Here is a 15,758-nt window from a genome sequence, read left to right on the forward strand (position 1 = left end):
TCTGGGGCATTCCGCCCACGGTGGCCATCGAGCAGCGCCTGAGCCGCGGCGGCCGTAAGAGCACGGTGGCCACTACTACCGAGGTCTGGCATTTCCTGCGCCTGCTTTACGTCAAGCTGGGCGTGCAGCACTGCGTGCACGACGGCACGCCGGTGCGGCCGCAGAGTGTCGAGTCCATCGCCGCCCAGCTGTTGCGTGATCACAAGGGCCAGCATGTGGGCCTGCTGGCGCCCCTGGTGGTCAACCGCAAGGGCCTCTACACCGACCTGGCCAAATGGGCCAAGGGCCGCGGCTACACCCATCTGCGCGTGGACGGCGAGTTCACGCCGACCTCGCCCTGGCCGCGTCTGGACCGCTTCAAGGAGCACACGCTGGAGCTGCCGGTCGGCGACCTGATCATCAGCGTGGACAAAGAGGCCGAGCTGCGCGAGCTGCTGGCCAAGGCCCTGGATTTCGGCAAGGGCGTTCTGCATCTGCTGACCCCGCTCGATGGCCTGCACGAAGCCATCGCTGCGGGCCGCTCGACGGTGGGCCTCGGCACCGTCAAGGTCTTCAGCACCAAGCGCGCTTGCCCGACTTGCGGCACGAGTTACGGTGAGCTGGATCCCCGCATGTTCAGCTACAACAGCAAACATGGCTGGTGCAACAGCTGCGTGGGCACAGGCCTGGCCCTGACGCGCGAGCAGCGCAAGGCCCTGGACGATTCGGTCGTCGACGACAAGGGCGGCCGCGAGCAGAGCTTTGCCGGCCAGGAGGTGGACATCGAAGGGCTTGCCGATCAGCCCTGTGGCGATTGCCACGGCACCCGCCTGAACCCCTCGGCCCGCGCCGTGACTTTTGAGTCGCAGGCCATCAGCACGGTGGCGTCCTGGAGTGTCAAGCAGGCCCGCGCCTGGGTGGGCAGCCTGGAGCTTTTGGGCCGCGACGCCGAGATCGCCCGCGATGTGGTCAGCGAAATCCAGGGCCGCCTGGAGTTCCTGGAAGAAGTGGGCCTGGGCTATCTGACCCTGGACCGCGCCGCGCCCACGCTCTCGGGCGGCGAGGCGCAGCGCATCCGCCTGGCCGCACAGTTAGGCTCGAACCTGCAAGGCGTGTGCTATGTGCTGGACGAGCCCACCATCGGCCTGCACCCGCGTGACAACCAGATCCTGCTCAAGGCCCTGGGCCGGCTCAGCGATCTGGGCAACACCCTGGTGGTGGTGGAGCATGACGAAGACACCATCCGCCGCGCCGATCACATCATCGACATCGGCCCCGGTGCCGGCAAACGCGGCGGCCATGTGGTGGCCCAAGGCTCGGCAGCCGATCTGGCCCTGCAAGCCGATTCGGTCACCGGCCGCTTCCTGGCGCATCCGCTGATCCACCCGCTGCAGGCGCGGCGTGAGATGTTGGATGACGCCCCGCGCCTGCGCGTGCTCGATGCCACTCTGCACAATCTGCAAAAGGTGAACATCGATGTGCCCCTGCACCGCCTGGTGGCGGTGACCGGTGTGTCGGGTTCGGGCAAGTCCACCTTGGCCCGTGATGTGCTGCTGGCCAATATGGCCGTCGCTGTACCGCTGCGCAAGGCGCCGGCCCACTGGATCGGCTGCGCCGGCATTGAGGGCCACGAGAAGGTGGACCGCGTGCTGGAAGTGGACCAAACCCCCATCGGCAAAACCCCGCGCAGCTGCCCGGCTACGTACATCGGTTTCTGGGACGCCATCCGCAAGCTCTTTGCCGAGACGCTGGAGAGCAAGGCGCGTGGCTATGCGCCGAATCGCTTCAGCTTCAACACCGGCGAGGGTCGCTGCCCCGGTTGCGAAGGCCAAGGCATGCGCACCATCGAGATGAGCTTCCTGCCCGATGTGAAGGTGCTCTGCGACCAATGCCATGGCCAGCGCTTCAATCCGGAGACCTTGGGCGTTAGCTGGCGTGGCAAGAGCATCGGCGATGTGCTGGCCATGGAGGTGGATGAGGCGGTCGAGTTCTTCGACGCCATGCCCGCCATCGGCCACCCGCTCAAGCTTTTGCAGGATGTGGGTCTGGGTTATCTGACCTTGGGTCAGCCTTCACCGACGCTGTCGGGTGGCGAGGCGCAGCGCATCAAGCTGGTGTCCGAGCTGGTCAAGGTGCGCGACGAGGTGGGCCGCCGCGGCCAGAAGGCGCCGCACACGCTCTATGTGCTGGACGAGCCGACCGTGGGTCTGCACATGGCCGATGTCGAGCGCCTGATCCGGGTGCTGCACCGTCTGGTGGCGGGCGGCCATTCGGTGGTGGTGATCGAGCACGATCTGGACGTGATCGCCGAAGCCGACTGGGTCATCGACCTGGGCCCGGACGGCGGCACGGCCGGCGGAGAGGTGGTGGTGGCCGGCACGCCTGAGCAGGTGGTGGCCAAGGGCTCACACACGGGGCAGGCGCTGCGGCCGGTGTTGGCGCGCGCTTGAGGGGTGTTCTGCCGGGCCGAGCTTTGCATCGGGGATGGCCTGAGGCATCGCCCTTGGGCCGGTTCCGGCGGGCTTAGTCGCGTTCAGTCAGGCTTGGCCAGGGTCTCCAGGCGGCGGCGCAACTCACGCTCGCGCAACTGCTGTGCTTCAAAATCGACGCGCAGCCCTCGCCAAAGCGCGATGGCCAGCAAGACCAAAACCAGGGTGAAGGGCAGGGCGAACACGATGGTGGCGGTTTGCAAGGCGCTGACCCCACCCACACCGAGCAAACTGGCGGCGATGGCCGCGACCAACAAGCCCCACATCAGCTTGACGGCGGCATGCGGTGCCGCTTTGCCGCCGCTGCTCATCATGCTCAAGACCAAGGTGGCCGAGTCGCCGGAGGTCACAAAAAACACGATCACCAGCACGGTGGCAACCAAGCTCATCAAGCCGCCCAGCGGCAGAGCATCAAAGACGCTGAACAGCGCGGTGGCCACGTTCGACTGCACCGCCGCCGCAATGGGCACGCCCTCAAAGATCTGCATATGCAGGGCGGTGCCGCCGAAGATGGAGAACCACAGGCAAGCTGCCAAAGTGGGGGCCAGCATGGTGCCCAAGATGAACTCCTTGATGCTGCGGCCACGCGAAACCCGGGCGATAAAGACGCCGACGAAGGGCGACCATGAAATCCACCAGGCCCAGTAGAAGACGGTCCAGTCGCTGACCCAGGCGCTGTCGCGGAAGGGCGTCATGCGCAAGCTCATGCGCACAAACTCGCTGAGGTAGGCGCCGAGATTGTTGGTGAAGGTGTCGATGATGGCGACGCTGGGGCCGAGGATGAAGACCGTCAGCGCAAGCGCGCCCGCCAACAGCAAATTGGCACTGGACAGCCACGTCACCCCTCGACCCACACCGCTGAGCGCCGAGGCCAGGAACAAGACGGTGGTCACCGCAATGATGCTGAGTTGTACATCCAGTTGAACCGGCCAGCCGAACAGGCGCGCTAGACCCGCATTGATCTGCAAGGCGCCAACCCCCAGCGATGCCGCCACGCCAAAGGCCGTGGCCACCACGGCCAGCACATTGATCAGGGGGCCCAAGGCTTTGGACCAGGCCCAGGGCAACTCATCGGTGACCGAACTCACCAAGGCCGGTCGGCCGCGCCGGAACTGGAAGAAGCCCATGGCCAAGCCCACCAAGCTGTAGACCGCCCAGGGGTGCAGGCCCCAGTGGAAGAAGCTGTAACGCATGGCGGCATTGGCCGCATCGACGCTTTGTGGGGCAATGCCGGGTGGAGGCTTCAAATAGTGCGAGAGTGGTTCGGCCACGCCGTAGAACACCAAGCCGATGCCCATGCCGGCCGAGAACAACATGGCAAACCAGGCAGGCCGTGAAAACTCGGCCTCTTCATCGTCGCGGCCGAGTCGCATCTGCCCGTAAGGCCCAAAGGCCAAGCACAAGCAGCACACCACCAAGCCCAGGACGACCCATAGATAAAGCCAGCCGAAGTTTCGGGTGAGTTGCTTGAGTGCGCCGCTGAAAAAGGCCTCCATCGCGACGGGGGCCACCAGACCCCAGGCGACTACCGCGCCGATGATGAAGATGGACGCCCAACGTTGCATGAAAGTTTCTCGAAAGTGGATGCGTCCATTGTGCCGTTGAGATGTGCCGTCTCAATGAGCCGTTCGGGCTTGCCCCTGCGGCTGCGCTCGCGCCACGCTCAGATGTGGGGGATGTCACGGCCTTGTCATGCCGGCCTCATAGCCTTGGCGGCCCTGAAGCCCTTGTCAAGAAAGTCACACGCATGAAGATCAATGTTCGCGCCGTTGCCGCCGCCTGCGCCCTGGCCACCTTGGGGACGCTGGCCCACGCAGCGCCCTCGTTCGTGAATGGTTTGGCTTTGGACGGCGCGGCCCTGGACCTGTCGGGTGGCAGCAGCGTCAACAACGGTCGCCTGGGCTATTTCTCTGACATCTATTACGACACCAACCGCAATGAGTGGTGGGGCTTGTCGGACCGCGGCCCTGGCGGCGGCACCCTAAGCTACGACACCCGTGTGCAGCGCTTCACCTTGGATGTGGACCAGAACACCGGTGCCATCAGCAACTTCAAGATCGCAGAGACGGTGATCTTCAAGAGCGGCAACCAGACCCTGAACGGCCTTGCACCCAACCCGACCAGCAACTTAGGCCTGGCGCATGACCCCGAAGGCGTGGTCATCAATCCGAAGAACGGCAACTTCCTGATCTCCGACGAGTACGGCCCTTCGGTGCGTGAGTTCAACCGCAGCGGCGAGTTGCTGCGCACCTTCGTCACGCCCGCCAACTTGATCCCGCGCGACAGCGGCACCGGTGTGGCCAACTTCGCCAATGACAGCGGCAATAACGCGGGCAAGCGCCTCAACCGCGGCTTTGAAGGCCTGGCCATCAGCCCGGACGGCAAGTACGCATTCGCCATGCTGCAAAGCGCCATGTTGGACGAAGGCGGCAGCAATGGTTCGGTCAACCGCATCGTCAAGTTCGACATCGAAACCGGCACGGCCGTGGCGCAGTACGCCTATCAAATGAAGCGCAGCGGCCAAGGCCAGGGCATCTCGGCCTTGGTGGCCATCAACGACCACGAGTTCTATGTGCTGGAGCGCAACAACCGCGGCGTGGGCGTGGGCGCCGAATTTGCCACCGCTGACAAGGAGGTCTATCGCATCGACCTGAACGGCGCCAGCGATGTGTCCGAGATCAATCTGAGCACCGGCAGCTACGCCAAGGTCAGCAAGTCGGCTCAGATCATGGACCTGGACGCCAACACCCTGGCCGCCTTGGGCGGCAAGTCGCCCGAGAAGTGGGAAGGCCTGGCCATTGGGCCTAAGCTGGCCAACGGCAAGTATTTGATCCTGGCCGGCACCGACAACGACTACAGCGTGACCCAGAACGGCAGCAACGAGCAGTTCGACGTCTACTTCCGTTTTGGCGATGCAGACCCGTACAAGACGTCGATTCAATGCCCGCTGGGCACGACGACAGGTTGCGTCACCGTCAGCGGTGCTGCGGCAGTCTTGCCAAGCGATGGCAGCTACAAGCTGCTGCCGGGCGTCTTGCATGCCTACACCATCGATGCAGCTGAACTGGGCAATTACGTCACCGCCGTGCCTGAACCCGGCACCTGGGCACTGATGCTGGGTGGCTTGTTGGCCGTGGGCAGCTTGGCGCGCCGCCGCAGTCAGAAGTAAGCCGGCCCCGGCCTCGGCGCTGGGGCCTGGACTCCTGCTGCGGGCGCGAGGCCCGCAAAGCCAAGGGGCTCTGGATTTAGGTCCAGAGCCCCTTCTTCATGATGCGCTTGCCTTCGGCAGAAGCTCAGTTGCGGCGCTCGGCCACCAGGGTACTGCCGTTCTGACGCAGCGCCAGCTGGTTATAGCGACCGTTGGCGTCGGCGAGGAACTCGACGGTGTTGCCGTTGCGGCTCTTGACCTCGAAGCGTGTGCCGCGCAGTCCGATCAGCTCATTGGGCGCACCAGTGCGGCCGCCTGCGGTCAGCGCGCCGTCCGGACGCAGCACGATGTGCATTTCGTTCGTGCCGATGGTGTAGACGCCGACCAGCTGGGCCAGGAAGGCCGGGTCCTTGAAACGCTTGTCGGGCAGGCGCTTGAACTGGGCCGGCTTGACCGCGGGTTCGAGCTCGATGCGCAGCCCATCCACATCGCCTTCGAAGTTGGAAACAAACTGCACCCGGGTCTCGCTGAGCTCGCTCAGCTTGTCGGGCGGCGTCTGGAAGACTTCATAGTGCCAGTGCGGCAGAGCGGCTTTCAAGCCGTTGTACTTCAGCTCCAGGCCCGCCGAGCCGCCGCCCACGGTGATGACGCCGTAGCCGGGATGCTCGTACTCGCCGGCATACTCGCTGAGGGCGAAGGCTGGCCGCGTGCCGGGCTTGCCAGTGTTGAGCTTCTGAGTTTCGGCCGCCTTCTCGGCCGCCAGTCCCTTCAGATAGTTGCCGTGCAAGCGGCCGCTCCAGTCCACCGGCGGCAGTCCCAGAAGCCGGTCCATGGCGGCATAGAGGATGACGTCGCGCAGGGCGCTGTTGCCGATATTGACCGTGGTGTAGACACCGATATTGCGGCCTGGCACAAAGCCCAGGGCGGTGGCGGCGCCGGGCATATTGCCGCCATGGTCGACCAGGGTGACGCCTCGGTAGTTGCTGACGAATCAGCCCATGCCGTATTGCGGGCTGCTGCGTTCGGGCCAGAGGCGCGGGTCGGGCAGGGCCATCTGGCCGGTGGTCATGGCGCGCAGATCGCTGGATTGGATGAGGGTCTTGTCCTTGAACTTGCCGTCCGCCGTCAGCATCAGCAGGTACTGGCTCATGTCCCGGGCGTTGGAGTTCAGTGAGCCGGTCGGTCCCATGGCATCGATGGGCACATAGGGCTTGGGCTGTGCGGCTTGGTCGTTGTCGAGCGCGTAGCCGGTGCCATGGTCGGGTGTTTTGAGAAGGTCGGCTATGGCGAAGTTGGTGGACTTCATGCCGAGCGGGTTCAGCACTTGCTCGCGTACCAGGCTTTCCCAGCTGCTGCCCGCGACCTTGCCACCGACAAAGCCTGCGGTCATGTACATCAGGTTGTTGTACTGGAAGCGGGCGCGTGGCTCGGCACTCAACTCGAAATGGCGCACGCGCTTGATCAGTTCCTCACGACTCAGCGTGCTGTTGAACCAGACCGCGTCGTGGCGCGGCAGGCCGGTGCGGTGGCTGACCATATCGCGCAGGGTGACGGTCTGGGTAGCGTAGTCGCTGTGCAGACGGAAGTCCGGCAGGTACTCGCGCACCGGTTCGTCCCACTTGAGCTTGCCGTCGCGCACCAGGGTGGCCAGGGCGGCCACGGTGAAGCTCTTGGTCGTGCTGGCGATCGGCTGCACGGTGTTCTCGGTCATCGGCAGCTGCTTGGCCACATCACGCAGGCCATAGCCACGCGAGAGGATCACCTGGCCGTCCTTGACGATGGCGATCGAGGCGCCGGGTACCTTCCACAGCGTGAGCTGTTGGGCCATGAAGGCGTCCCAGTCGGCAAATTCAGGCGGGAGTGCGGGCGCGCTTTGCGCATAGGCACTCAGGCTGGCGAGCAGGGTCGTGCTCAGAATCAGTGATTTCATCCGCGTTGGTCTTTCATGCTGGAAGCTAAGGAGTACCGGGCGAACTTGCATTGCTTGCCCGAGCCGGACAACAGACAACTTCTTTGAAACTCAGGCACCACAATGTTGAGGCTTGCCCACGGTCCGGCGATCTTGCCACTGCCCGCGTCGAATCGCCAGGGTGAGCAATACCGCCCCGACCGAGAGGCAGAGCAGGGCGGCGGGCACCGAGGCCTCCATGCCGTGGATGCCGCCGGTTAGCCAGGCTGGGCCGTCGATGCTGGCTTGCAGCCAACCTACGCGTTTCAGGGCCAGGGTGGCGTCGGCCGAAAAGATGCCCATCTGCACAAAGTTCCAGCCGATGTGCAGGCCCAGGCAGAGCCAGATGCGGCGCGTCAGCAAATAGGCAGCGCCGAAGAGCAGGCCGCCTTCCAGGCCCAGCAGCAAGGTGCTGGCGACGGTCGCCGGGCCCATGCCCAAATGGGCCAGGCCGAAGAGCAGGGACGAGATGAACAAGCCCCAGCCTGTGCCCAACCAGCGCTCCATCAGGCGCAACAGGATCAGGCGGAATAGGATTTCTTCCAGCGCGGCCAGGCTGAGCACCAAGGGCAGCAAGGCCAAAGCGTGGCCGGGGCCGTTGATGGCTTGGACTTGATAAGCGCCGCCCCAGGCCATGGCACCCACGCTCAGGGCCACCATCAGACCTCCGACCAGCAGTCCCAAGCCGGTCTCTCGTGCGGCACCCGTCAGACCCAGCTCGTGGACGGGGCGCCGTTCACGCCAGCGCACCCAGAGCATATAGCCCAGCAGCAGGGCCAGGATGCGCAAGCCATTGCGCAGATCCATCCAGGCCTCGCCGCTCAGCAGGGTCTGGCTCAAGCCGTTGGCGACGGCCGATGGGCCAGCCAGGCAGAGCAGGGCGCAGGCGGTTTCGGTGGCGCTTTGGCGCAGTTTGTTGAGCATCATGGTGCGGCTCATCGTCTCTCTCCTCCATTGGGTATGGAGAGCAATGTGCCAAGCCAAATCGAGTCTGGCGAGCCGCGCGCGACAGACCGTCGCGCTGCGATCATGAGATGCAATTTTCAGAGACGGGCGCGCTCAGTGCAGATCGCGGCGCTTCTTCGGATCGAACTGTTTGGGTCGGTAGACATTGCCTTCGCGATCCACTTCTTCGCGGGCCTTGGCGCGGCGTATCAGCTCGGCCGCTTCGGCAGCGGCCTGTTTGCTGTTCAGACGGTGGCTGCGCCAGTGGCGCAGCTGCGAGGCCAGCTCGCGCAGGCGCATCCAGCTGCGGCGCAGCGCAGCGTCCACTTGGCGCTGGCGCGCGGCCGGCAGGGCCATGCGCACGGCCAGCAGGATGCAGGTCAGGAGACCGAGGGCGGCAAAGACGTTGGAGATCATGATTCCTGGAGTTTCGCGCAAGAGCCGCAGCTCGAACATGCGAATTGCAAGTCTTTCTAGAATGCGCGCTGCCCTGAACCGGGGCGTGTGCGGAGATTGGATTGTTCAAAAGACCTTCGAAACTGGCGGGCACGAGCTGCCTGGTGGCGGCCCTGCTCAGTGCAGCGAGCTTTTCTTTCACGGCCTCGGCAGCCAGCTCCAGTGCGGCCGTGCCCGCCGCAATGGGTTCGGCTCTGAGCCTGGAGCAGGTGTTCCGCGCCGAGCCTTACCGCGGCGAGAACGCCAAGGAGGTCAAGTTCAGTCGCAGCGGCCGCTACTTGGCTTATCTGTGGAACCCCTTCGGTGAGCCGGGCAGCGATTTGTATGTGCATGACAGCAAGACCGGCAAGACCGTTCGGCTGACTTCGCCGGCCATCATGGCCGCTTTTGACGCGCCCGAGGACCTGGAGCGTTTCGACAAGAAACTGCAGCAAAAGCGCCGCGAGTTGGCCGAACGCCAAGCCAAGGAAGAGGCGCAGGTCGCCTATCTTCGGGGTGAGAAGGTGGACCTCGGCCAATGGGAAGCGGCGCAGCTGGAACTGGTGAAGAAAGAATTCGCCGCCAAGAAGGCGCGCGACGACGCGCAAAAAGCGGCCGACAAGGCCGAGGCGGAAGCCGAGAAACGCGCCGCCGAGGCCCTGGCCGCGAAGCGCGCCGGCAAGCCGCTAGCTGCGGCCCCGGCCCCGGCCGCATCGGCAGCGTCGGCTGCAGCGACTTCAGCGGCCGGCAAGCCCGAGAAAGACAAAGAACTCTGGGAATGGCGCGATGAGCTGAAGAAAAAGCTGGCCAAGGAAAAGCTTAAACCCACCGACCTTTACCCCGGCGCCACCCAAGTGGTGTGGGGCAATAAGAAGGATGAGTTGATCGTTCAGTACCGTGGCAGCTTGTTCCGTTGGGTGGCCGGTGAGGTCAGCCTGCAGCCGCTGCAACTGACGCAGCGGGCGCTGCGCATGGTGGCTTACACCGCGGATGATCAGGGCTATGTCTTCATGGACGACAAGCGCGTGCTGCGCGCCAAGTTCAATGCTGGCGGTGTGCAGGTCATCAACCGCGAGCTGATTCATCCCGATGATGCGGACAGAAAGTACAGCATCGAAGCGACCACCCTCAGCGAGGATGGTCGCTGGATGGCCTTGGTCGGCCGTGCGCCGCTGAAGGCGCCGGAAGACGGCAAGCCGGCGGTGGAGCCCAGTGTTCGCAAGGTCGAGATCATGGGCTATGCCGAGCGCTTCGCCACCGCCAAGAAGGTGGACCGCGAGGTTTCGGACGACAAGCGCCAGATCAAGCCCTTGGCGATCTATATCCGCAAGGTACCGGGTGCAGAAGGTGCCCCGGCCAAGCAGCCCGCGCCGGTGTTTACCAACGCAGGCGGTGATGTCTGGTTTGAACTCAGCCCGATTGCCTGGGCGCGCGACGGCAGCCGCTATGCCTTCAGCACCTGGGAGCGCGAGAAAGAGCTGCTGCGCGTCTACATCGGCAATGCCGACGAAAACGCCAAGCCGGAGATGGTGCTGGAGCGCCGCGGCGATGTGGGCCACGAGGTGGTCAATGTGGTCAAGCCTCAGTTCACGCCCGATGGCAAGACCTTGGTCCTGACCTTGGACGAGGCGGGCTTCCGCCAGCCCTATGCCTGGGACATTGCCTCGCGCAGCCTGCGTGCAGTGGTGAAGGGTGAGTTTGAAGCGCATCAGGTGCTCGGTTTCACGCCGGACAGCAAGGCCCTGTTCGTGCTGGCCAACAAGGACGACTTGGCCGCGATGAATCTGTACCGCGTGTCCTTGGCCGACGGCAGCATGCAGGCCCTGGGCGATGCGGCGGACTATCACCGCCTGCCGGCGGTGTCGCATGACGGCCAATGGTTGGCGGCCAATGCCGGCCACTGGGCTTTGCGCCCCGAGTTGAAGTTGATCAACGCGGCGCAGCCGAGCAAGCCGGTGGCCAAGGTCTTGACCGACAGCCATGACAAGGCCTGGAGCCAGGTCGATGTGCTGCGCCCCGAGCGCTTCCGCTTCAAGAACCGCCATGGCGACAGCATCCCGGCCTATGTGTTCAAGCCGCAAGGCTGGAAGGCGACGGACAAGCGCCCGGCCGTGGTCTACATCTACGGCGGGCCTTTGAATGACCGCCATTCGGTCGAAGCCGACAGCTTCCAGCCCACTGCCTATATGTTCTCGATGTACATGGCCGCCAAGCATGGCTATGTGATGGTGACGATTGATTCGCGCGGACACTCGAATTACGGCCGTCGTTTCTCGGATGCCAACTGGGAGAACCCGGGACTGCCGCAGACCGAGGACCTGGAAGACCTGCACTCACTGATGAGCAAAGAATTCGGTATCGACCCGGCCCGCGTCGGTTTGAACGGCTGGAGTTTTGGCGGCTTCCAGACCCAGTACACCCTGTTCAGCAAGCCCGATCTGTTCGCCGCCGGCATCGCCGGTGCAGGCCCGACCGAATGGGAGAACTACAACAGCTGGTACAGCGGCCGCACCATCGGCAAGGTCGATCGCAGCAAGCCCAATCTGCGCAAGTACTCACTGATCCCGATGGCACATGGCTTGAAGAAGCCGCTGCTCTTGGTGCACGGCATGATGGACCCGAATGTCTTGTACCAAGACACGGTGAATGTCTACCGCGCCCTGTTGGAGTCCGGCAAGGAGGGCTTGGTTGACCTTTTCCTCGACCCTGAGGGCGAACATGCCATGGGCGGCGCGGTCAAGACCGTGGGCTGGCACCGCAAGTACGAAGCGTTCTGGTTGCAGCATCTGGGTCGCACGGCGCCCTGATGCCCAATAGCGCGGCGCTGGTCCTCAGCGCCGCTGCGTCGGCCACTGGTAGGGCGCGAAGGAATCGGCCACCATGGTGTAGCCGGAGATGCCTTCGGTCGTTTCGGACTTCTCGGTCTTGAGGGTGCCGTTGATCCAGATGGCATCCATCATGCGAACGCCTTTGAGCGGGGTGCTGGAACGCACATGAATGATCTGGTTGGCGGGCGGCGGCGGGCTGTGCACACAGGCGCCGTAGTAGGGCACGAGCAAGAGCTCTTGCAGGCCGTCTTTGCCCCCATCCAGCGGCACCACAAAGCCGGCAATTCGCACCCGCTGGTCGTTCAAGGTCGGTTCGGTCGGCGCATCGTTCCAGGCTTCTTGAATTTTCTTCATCGCCTCGGCGGCTCGCGGATCCGCGTCGCTGAGGCCGGCAAAGTTGAGGCCCTCAAAGGCCTTCATCGGATTCCAGTCTTTGGGCAGCATCTGCCCCCAGTCGATCACTCGATAGCTGCTGGCTGCGGCCGCTTTGGTCTGCTGGGGCAGTCGATCGCCGAGCTTGGGCGCTGGCGGCTCCTTGGCTTGCACCGACAAGGCCATCAGCAAGGCCAAAGCGCTGAGGCTTGTTCGGACGGGGGCACACAAACGTTTCATGGATCGGTTTCCTGAGTTCTCAGAGTCGGGGGTTCAGGCCATCGGCCAGCGCCATGCGTGCGGCACTCCAAGCCGGTAGCAAGGCAGCCAGCAGGCCAGCCAGCAAGACATAGCCCAGCAGGCGCATCTCGGCCTGCCAAGCCGACCAGAGCGGCAAGGCCAGGCCGAACTGCGCTTGCACCCAGGGTGCGGCGGCCAAGGACATGCCGGTCAAAAGCAGGTAGCCGAACAGCGCGCCCAAGCCGGCCAGCAGCACGCCTTCCAGGGTCAACAAGGCGGCCAAGGTCCAAGGGCCGGCGCCGACCGAACGCAGGATCGCCAATTCGCGACGGCGCTCACTCAAGCTGGCCCAAACGATGGCGACCATGCTGCTCAAACCCATGGCGACCACCAGCGCCGACAGGGCTTTCAAGAATTTCTCCAACACATCCACCATTTGCCAGAGCTGGTCCAATGCGACCCCTGGCAGCACGGCTTGAAGCGCTTCGGGCGTGTACTGTTGGACCCAGCGCTGGGTTCGAAACACCGCGGCGCGGCTCTTCAAACCAAAGAGTCCGGCGGTGATGGACTTGGGCTGCAGATCAAACTTGCCGACGAACTCGGCAGGGACGGTAAAGCCCGGAATCGGCGCGCCCGCCTGCCAGCCCAAATGAATCGCCTCCATGGCGGGCAGATCAATATGCAGGCTGCGGTCCACCGGGGTGCCGGTGCGCGCCAGAATGCCGACCACCGTGAAGGGTTTGTCGGCATGCTCGGCCTGCGCGCCGATGGCCGCTGGCCCGCTGCCGTGGCTCAGCACCAGGCGATCGCCCAGGCTGTAGCCCAGTTTTTCGGCCACTTCGGCGCCCAGCACCACATCAAAAAGTCGCTCAAACCGCTGGCCCTGGGAGAAGCTGAGAGGCCTTTGTTGGCCATAGCGGAAGTGCTCAAAGTAGGCGCTCGTGGTGCCGATGACCGGGAAGCCCCGGTGCGAGTCCCCCAGGGACAAAGGTATCGCCCAGGCGACCGATGGATGCGCGGCCACGGCTTGAAAGCTCTGCCATTGCATGTTTTGGCTTGATTCGCCGATGCGGAACACCGCGTAAAGCGTCAGTTGCAAGGGGCTGCCTCGGGCTCCCACCAAGAGGTCGGTGCCCGAGATCGACTGCTCGAAGCTCTCGCGCGCCGCGGTGCGCGCGCGCTCCACGCCCAGCAGCATGGCCACGCTCAGGGTCAAGGCGAGCAAGGTCAGTCCCAGCGTGAAGCGGCGATTCCAAGCGCTGGCCAGAGCCAGCTTGATCAGGGTGTAGCTCATCGCCCGGCCCCCTCGGTCTGAGCATCAAGGCCTTGTGTGAGACCTTGAGCCAAGCTGATGCGTCGGTCGAAGCGTTCGGCGAGGCCGGCGTCATGGCTGACGAAGAGCAGGGCGCTTTGGGCACGTTCGCACTCTTCGAACAAGAGGCGGACAAAGGCCTCGCGGGCGTCGGCGTCCAGGGCTGAGGTGGGCTCATCGGCAATCACCAACTCGGGGCTGCCGATCAAGGCGCGCGCCGCCGCGACCCGCTGCTGCTGCCCGACCGACAACTCTCGGACCGGACGCTGCAGGGTCGACTCATCCAGCCCTACGGCCGCCAGCAGACGCTGGGCGGCTTGGCGCGCTGAGCCGTCATGGGCGCTGGCCCGTGCGGCGCGTCGCTTGGAGAACTGACAGGGCAGGAGCACGTTGTCGATCAGGTTCAGATAGGGGATCAGGTTGAATTGCTGGAAGATAAAGCCGCTGTGGTCCACCCGGTGGCGCTCGCGCTCGCCGGCTGACATGCGCGTTAGCTCTTTGCCCATCAGATGGATTCGTCCCGACTGGGGCTGCAGCACCCCACCCAGCAGGCCCAGCAAGCTGCTCTTGCCGCAGCCGCTGGGGCCGTGGATGAAGACGCGCTCGCCTGCCATCACTCGCATGGATTCAATCTGCAAGAGCGCAGGAGCGTTCTTGCGCCAGGCGAAGCTCAAATGTTCGACCTGCACCAGGGCTTGATCGGGGGACACCTCGGCCATCACCAGCTGGCCCGTGATTGCTGGGCCGTCAGTTTGGCGGCCACTTGGCGACGGCCGCTGGCGACTTGCAGGTCAACTCGGCGCATGCCCGGGAAGAAGCTGAAAACTCGAAGCTCCAAGCCCTTCAGCGCCGCTGGAGTTTGGCACTGAAACTCGAACTCGCCGTGCAGATCGGCATGGGCTTGGGCCTGTGTTTTCGGTGTCGCGGCTTGACTGGGCGGCGTGGCGGGGGCGTCTTGCAGCAAGTCCGGCGCCAAAGCATCGGAGCGCAAGTCGACGCGACTCAGGGTGCAGCCGGCAGCCGGCGTCAGCTGCAGCCAGGTGTCCGCCTGTCGCAGGCGCTTGGCCATGGCCCGGGTGGCGTCAATCTGTCTCGGCGTGCGCGGCGCATGCTCGAAGCCGAGCAGCGCATCCAGAGGGCTGTCGAGCTGCACCATGACGATGGCACCGTCGATGGCGACGGTCATTTCGGCTTGGCCATGCACATGGGCTTGTGCGCGGCCTCCAAGGCCTAAGCTCAAGGCGATGAGTGCCATGCCCAGCACGTGGATCGCGGTTCGCAAGGGTGTACTCATGTCAACAAGTATCTTGGTTGTGATTGGGCCTTGGCGTGCTGGCCTTGCGAGGCTGAGTGCACGGCCGGAAGTCTCTGCGCTGCCCATCGTGAATCCACTGAGGCTTCCGAGCACGGAATCCGGCGGGCGTATTCTGGCATCGTCGACCCGAGGGCGGGCATGGTATGGGCTGCGCGTTCAAGTCCGCGGGCTGGCATCGCGAGTGCGAGACCGAGGGGTGCAGCATCTGGGCCGACTTCAGCAATGGAGCCGGTGGCTGGCTCTAAAATGATGCGATGAAGACAAGCAAGCCCCGAGCCAGCCTTTCTGCCCTTGCACGCGCCACTCAGCGAGAGGCGCTGGAGCAAGCTCGGCGCGAACGCTTGTCGGCCTTGGGCCTGCGTGTCACGCCCAATCGCTTGGCGGTGTTGGCGGTGTTTGAAGAGGCTTCCCGGGCGCTCAGCCACGCCGATATTGAGGCCGCCTTGCCGCAAGGCATGGACGCCGTTACCTTGTACCGCACTCTGGATGCTCTGGCCGACGCTGGCGTTTTGAGCAAGACCGTGGGCGCCGATCGCGTCAGCCGCTATGCGCTGATGCAGCCGTCCGCACACCACGAGGAGCATGCGCATTTCCATTGCGATGGCTGCGGGCGGGTCTATTGCCTGCCGTCCAAGCCGCCGCGTCAACCCTCGGTGCCCGAAGGCTTTGCGGTGGCGGCGGTCGATCTCAGCGTGCATGGTCAATGTGCGGATTGCAGTTCACGGGATCCGTCGACCCCTCGTTGAT

Annotated in this window: 13 protein-coding genes; 4 read left to right on the plus strand and 9 right to left on the minus strand. The window is 64.4% G+C overall.

The genetic code is table 11. From position 1 onward, the window contains the following. On the plus strand, positions 1-2,429 hold a 2,429-nt coding region (locus ACOVRJ_RS10310; protein ID WP_422043761.1), incomplete at its 5' end, for an excinuclease ABC subunit UvrA. Between the two features lie 83 nt (positions 2,430-2,512). On the opposite strand, the gene ACOVRJ_RS10315 is transcribed toward ACOVRJ_RS10310, so the two are convergent. Next, positions 2,513-4,033 (minus strand): BCCT family transporter, encoded by a 1,521-nt coding sequence (locus ACOVRJ_RS10315; RefSeq protein WP_422043762.1) that lies wholly within the window; start codon positions 4,031-4,033, stop codon positions 2,513-2,515. Between the two features lie 182 nt (positions 4,034-4,215). On the opposite strand from ACOVRJ_RS10315, the gene ACOVRJ_RS10320 reads away from it, so the two are divergent. Further along, the gene (locus ACOVRJ_RS10320; RefSeq protein WP_422043763.1) at positions 4,216-5,637 is read left to right on the plus strand and encodes an esterase-like activity of phytase family protein; all 1,422 of its coding nucleotides are present in this window, start codon (positions 4,216-4,218) and stop codon (positions 5,635-5,637) included. Positions 5,638-5,761: 124 nt separating this feature from the next. Here the strand turns inward: ACOVRJ_RS10320 and ACOVRJ_RS10325 are convergent, their stop codons facing one another. From ACOVRJ_RS10325 to ACOVRJ_RS10340, 4 genes are all read right to left on the minus strand, one after another. Beyond that, positions 5,762-6,559: a DUF3471 domain-containing protein gene (locus ACOVRJ_RS10325; RefSeq protein ID WP_422043764.1), complete on the minus strand. Its 798-nt coding sequence runs from the start codon at positions 6,557-6,559 to the stop codon at positions 5,762-5,764. A gap of 48 nt (positions 6,560-6,607) precedes the next feature. Next, on the minus strand, positions 6,608-7,546 hold the full coding sequence (locus tag ACOVRJ_RS10330) for a serine hydrolase domain-containing protein (protein ID WP_422043765.1): 939 nt from the start codon (positions 7,544-7,546) through the stop codon (positions 6,608-6,610). Between the two features lie 90 nt (positions 7,547-7,636). Then, entirely contained in the window at positions 7,637-8,503 is an 867-nt protein-coding gene (locus tag ACOVRJ_RS10335) for a CPBP family intramembrane glutamic endopeptidase (protein WP_422043766.1), read from the minus strand. Between the two features lie 120 nt (positions 8,504-8,623). Continuing rightward, entirely contained in the window at positions 8,624-8,926 is a 303-nt protein-coding gene (locus ACOVRJ_RS10340; RefSeq protein ID WP_422043767.1) for a hypothetical protein, read from the minus strand. A gap of 101 nt (positions 8,927-9,027) precedes the next feature. On the opposite strand from ACOVRJ_RS10340, the gene ACOVRJ_RS10345 reads away from it, so the two are divergent. Then, complete coding sequence (locus tag ACOVRJ_RS10345) at positions 9,028-11,751, plus strand: S9 family peptidase (protein ID WP_422043768.1); 2,724 nt, start codon at positions 9,028-9,030, stop codon at positions 11,749-11,751. A 24-nt stretch (positions 11,752-11,775) separates the two neighbouring features. Here ACOVRJ_RS10345 and ACOVRJ_RS10350 read toward each other — a convergent pair whose 3' ends face one another. Genes ACOVRJ_RS10350 through ACOVRJ_RS10365 form a run of 4 tightly spaced genes read right to left on the minus strand, consistent with a single transcriptional unit; the run spans position 11,776 to position 14,990 of the window. After that, positions 11,776-12,384 (minus strand): DUF3299 domain-containing protein, encoded by a 609-nt coding sequence (locus tag ACOVRJ_RS10350; RefSeq protein ID WP_422043769.1) that lies wholly within the window; start codon positions 12,382-12,384, stop codon positions 11,776-11,778. Between the two features lie 19 nt (positions 12,385-12,403). Next, positions 12,404-13,678: an ABC transporter permease gene (locus ACOVRJ_RS10355; RefSeq protein WP_422043770.1), complete on the minus strand. Its 1,275-nt coding sequence runs from the start codon at positions 13,676-13,678 to the stop codon at positions 12,404-12,406. Further along, entirely contained in the window at positions 13,675-14,415 is a 741-nt protein-coding gene (locus ACOVRJ_RS10360) for an ATP-binding cassette domain-containing protein (protein ID WP_422043771.1), read from the minus strand. The genes ACOVRJ_RS10355 and ACOVRJ_RS10360 overlap by 4 nt, the downstream gene beginning before the upstream one ends. Continuing rightward, the gene (locus tag ACOVRJ_RS10365; RefSeq protein WP_422043772.1) at positions 14,415-14,990 is read right to left on the minus strand and encodes a DUF2796 domain-containing protein; all 576 of its coding nucleotides are present in this window, start codon (positions 14,988-14,990) and stop codon (positions 14,415-14,417) included. Before ACOVRJ_RS10365 ends, ACOVRJ_RS10360 begins: the two co-directional genes overlap by 1 nt. Before the next feature lie 275 nt (positions 14,991-15,265). Here ACOVRJ_RS10365 and ACOVRJ_RS10370 point away from each other — a divergent pair, with 275 nt between their 5' ends. Beyond that, on the plus strand, positions 15,266-15,757 hold the full coding sequence (locus ACOVRJ_RS10370) for a Fur family transcriptional regulator (RefSeq protein WP_422043773.1): 492 nt from the start codon (positions 15,266-15,268) through the stop codon (positions 15,755-15,757). The last annotated feature ends 1 nt before the right edge of the window (position 15,758 follow it).

Origin of the sequence: Roseateles sp. (genome assembly GCF_049240545.1) — a bacterium.
In the GTDB taxonomy this organism is placed as follows: Bacteria; Pseudomonadota; Gammaproteobacteria; order Burkholderiales; family Burkholderiaceae_C; genus Paucibacter_A.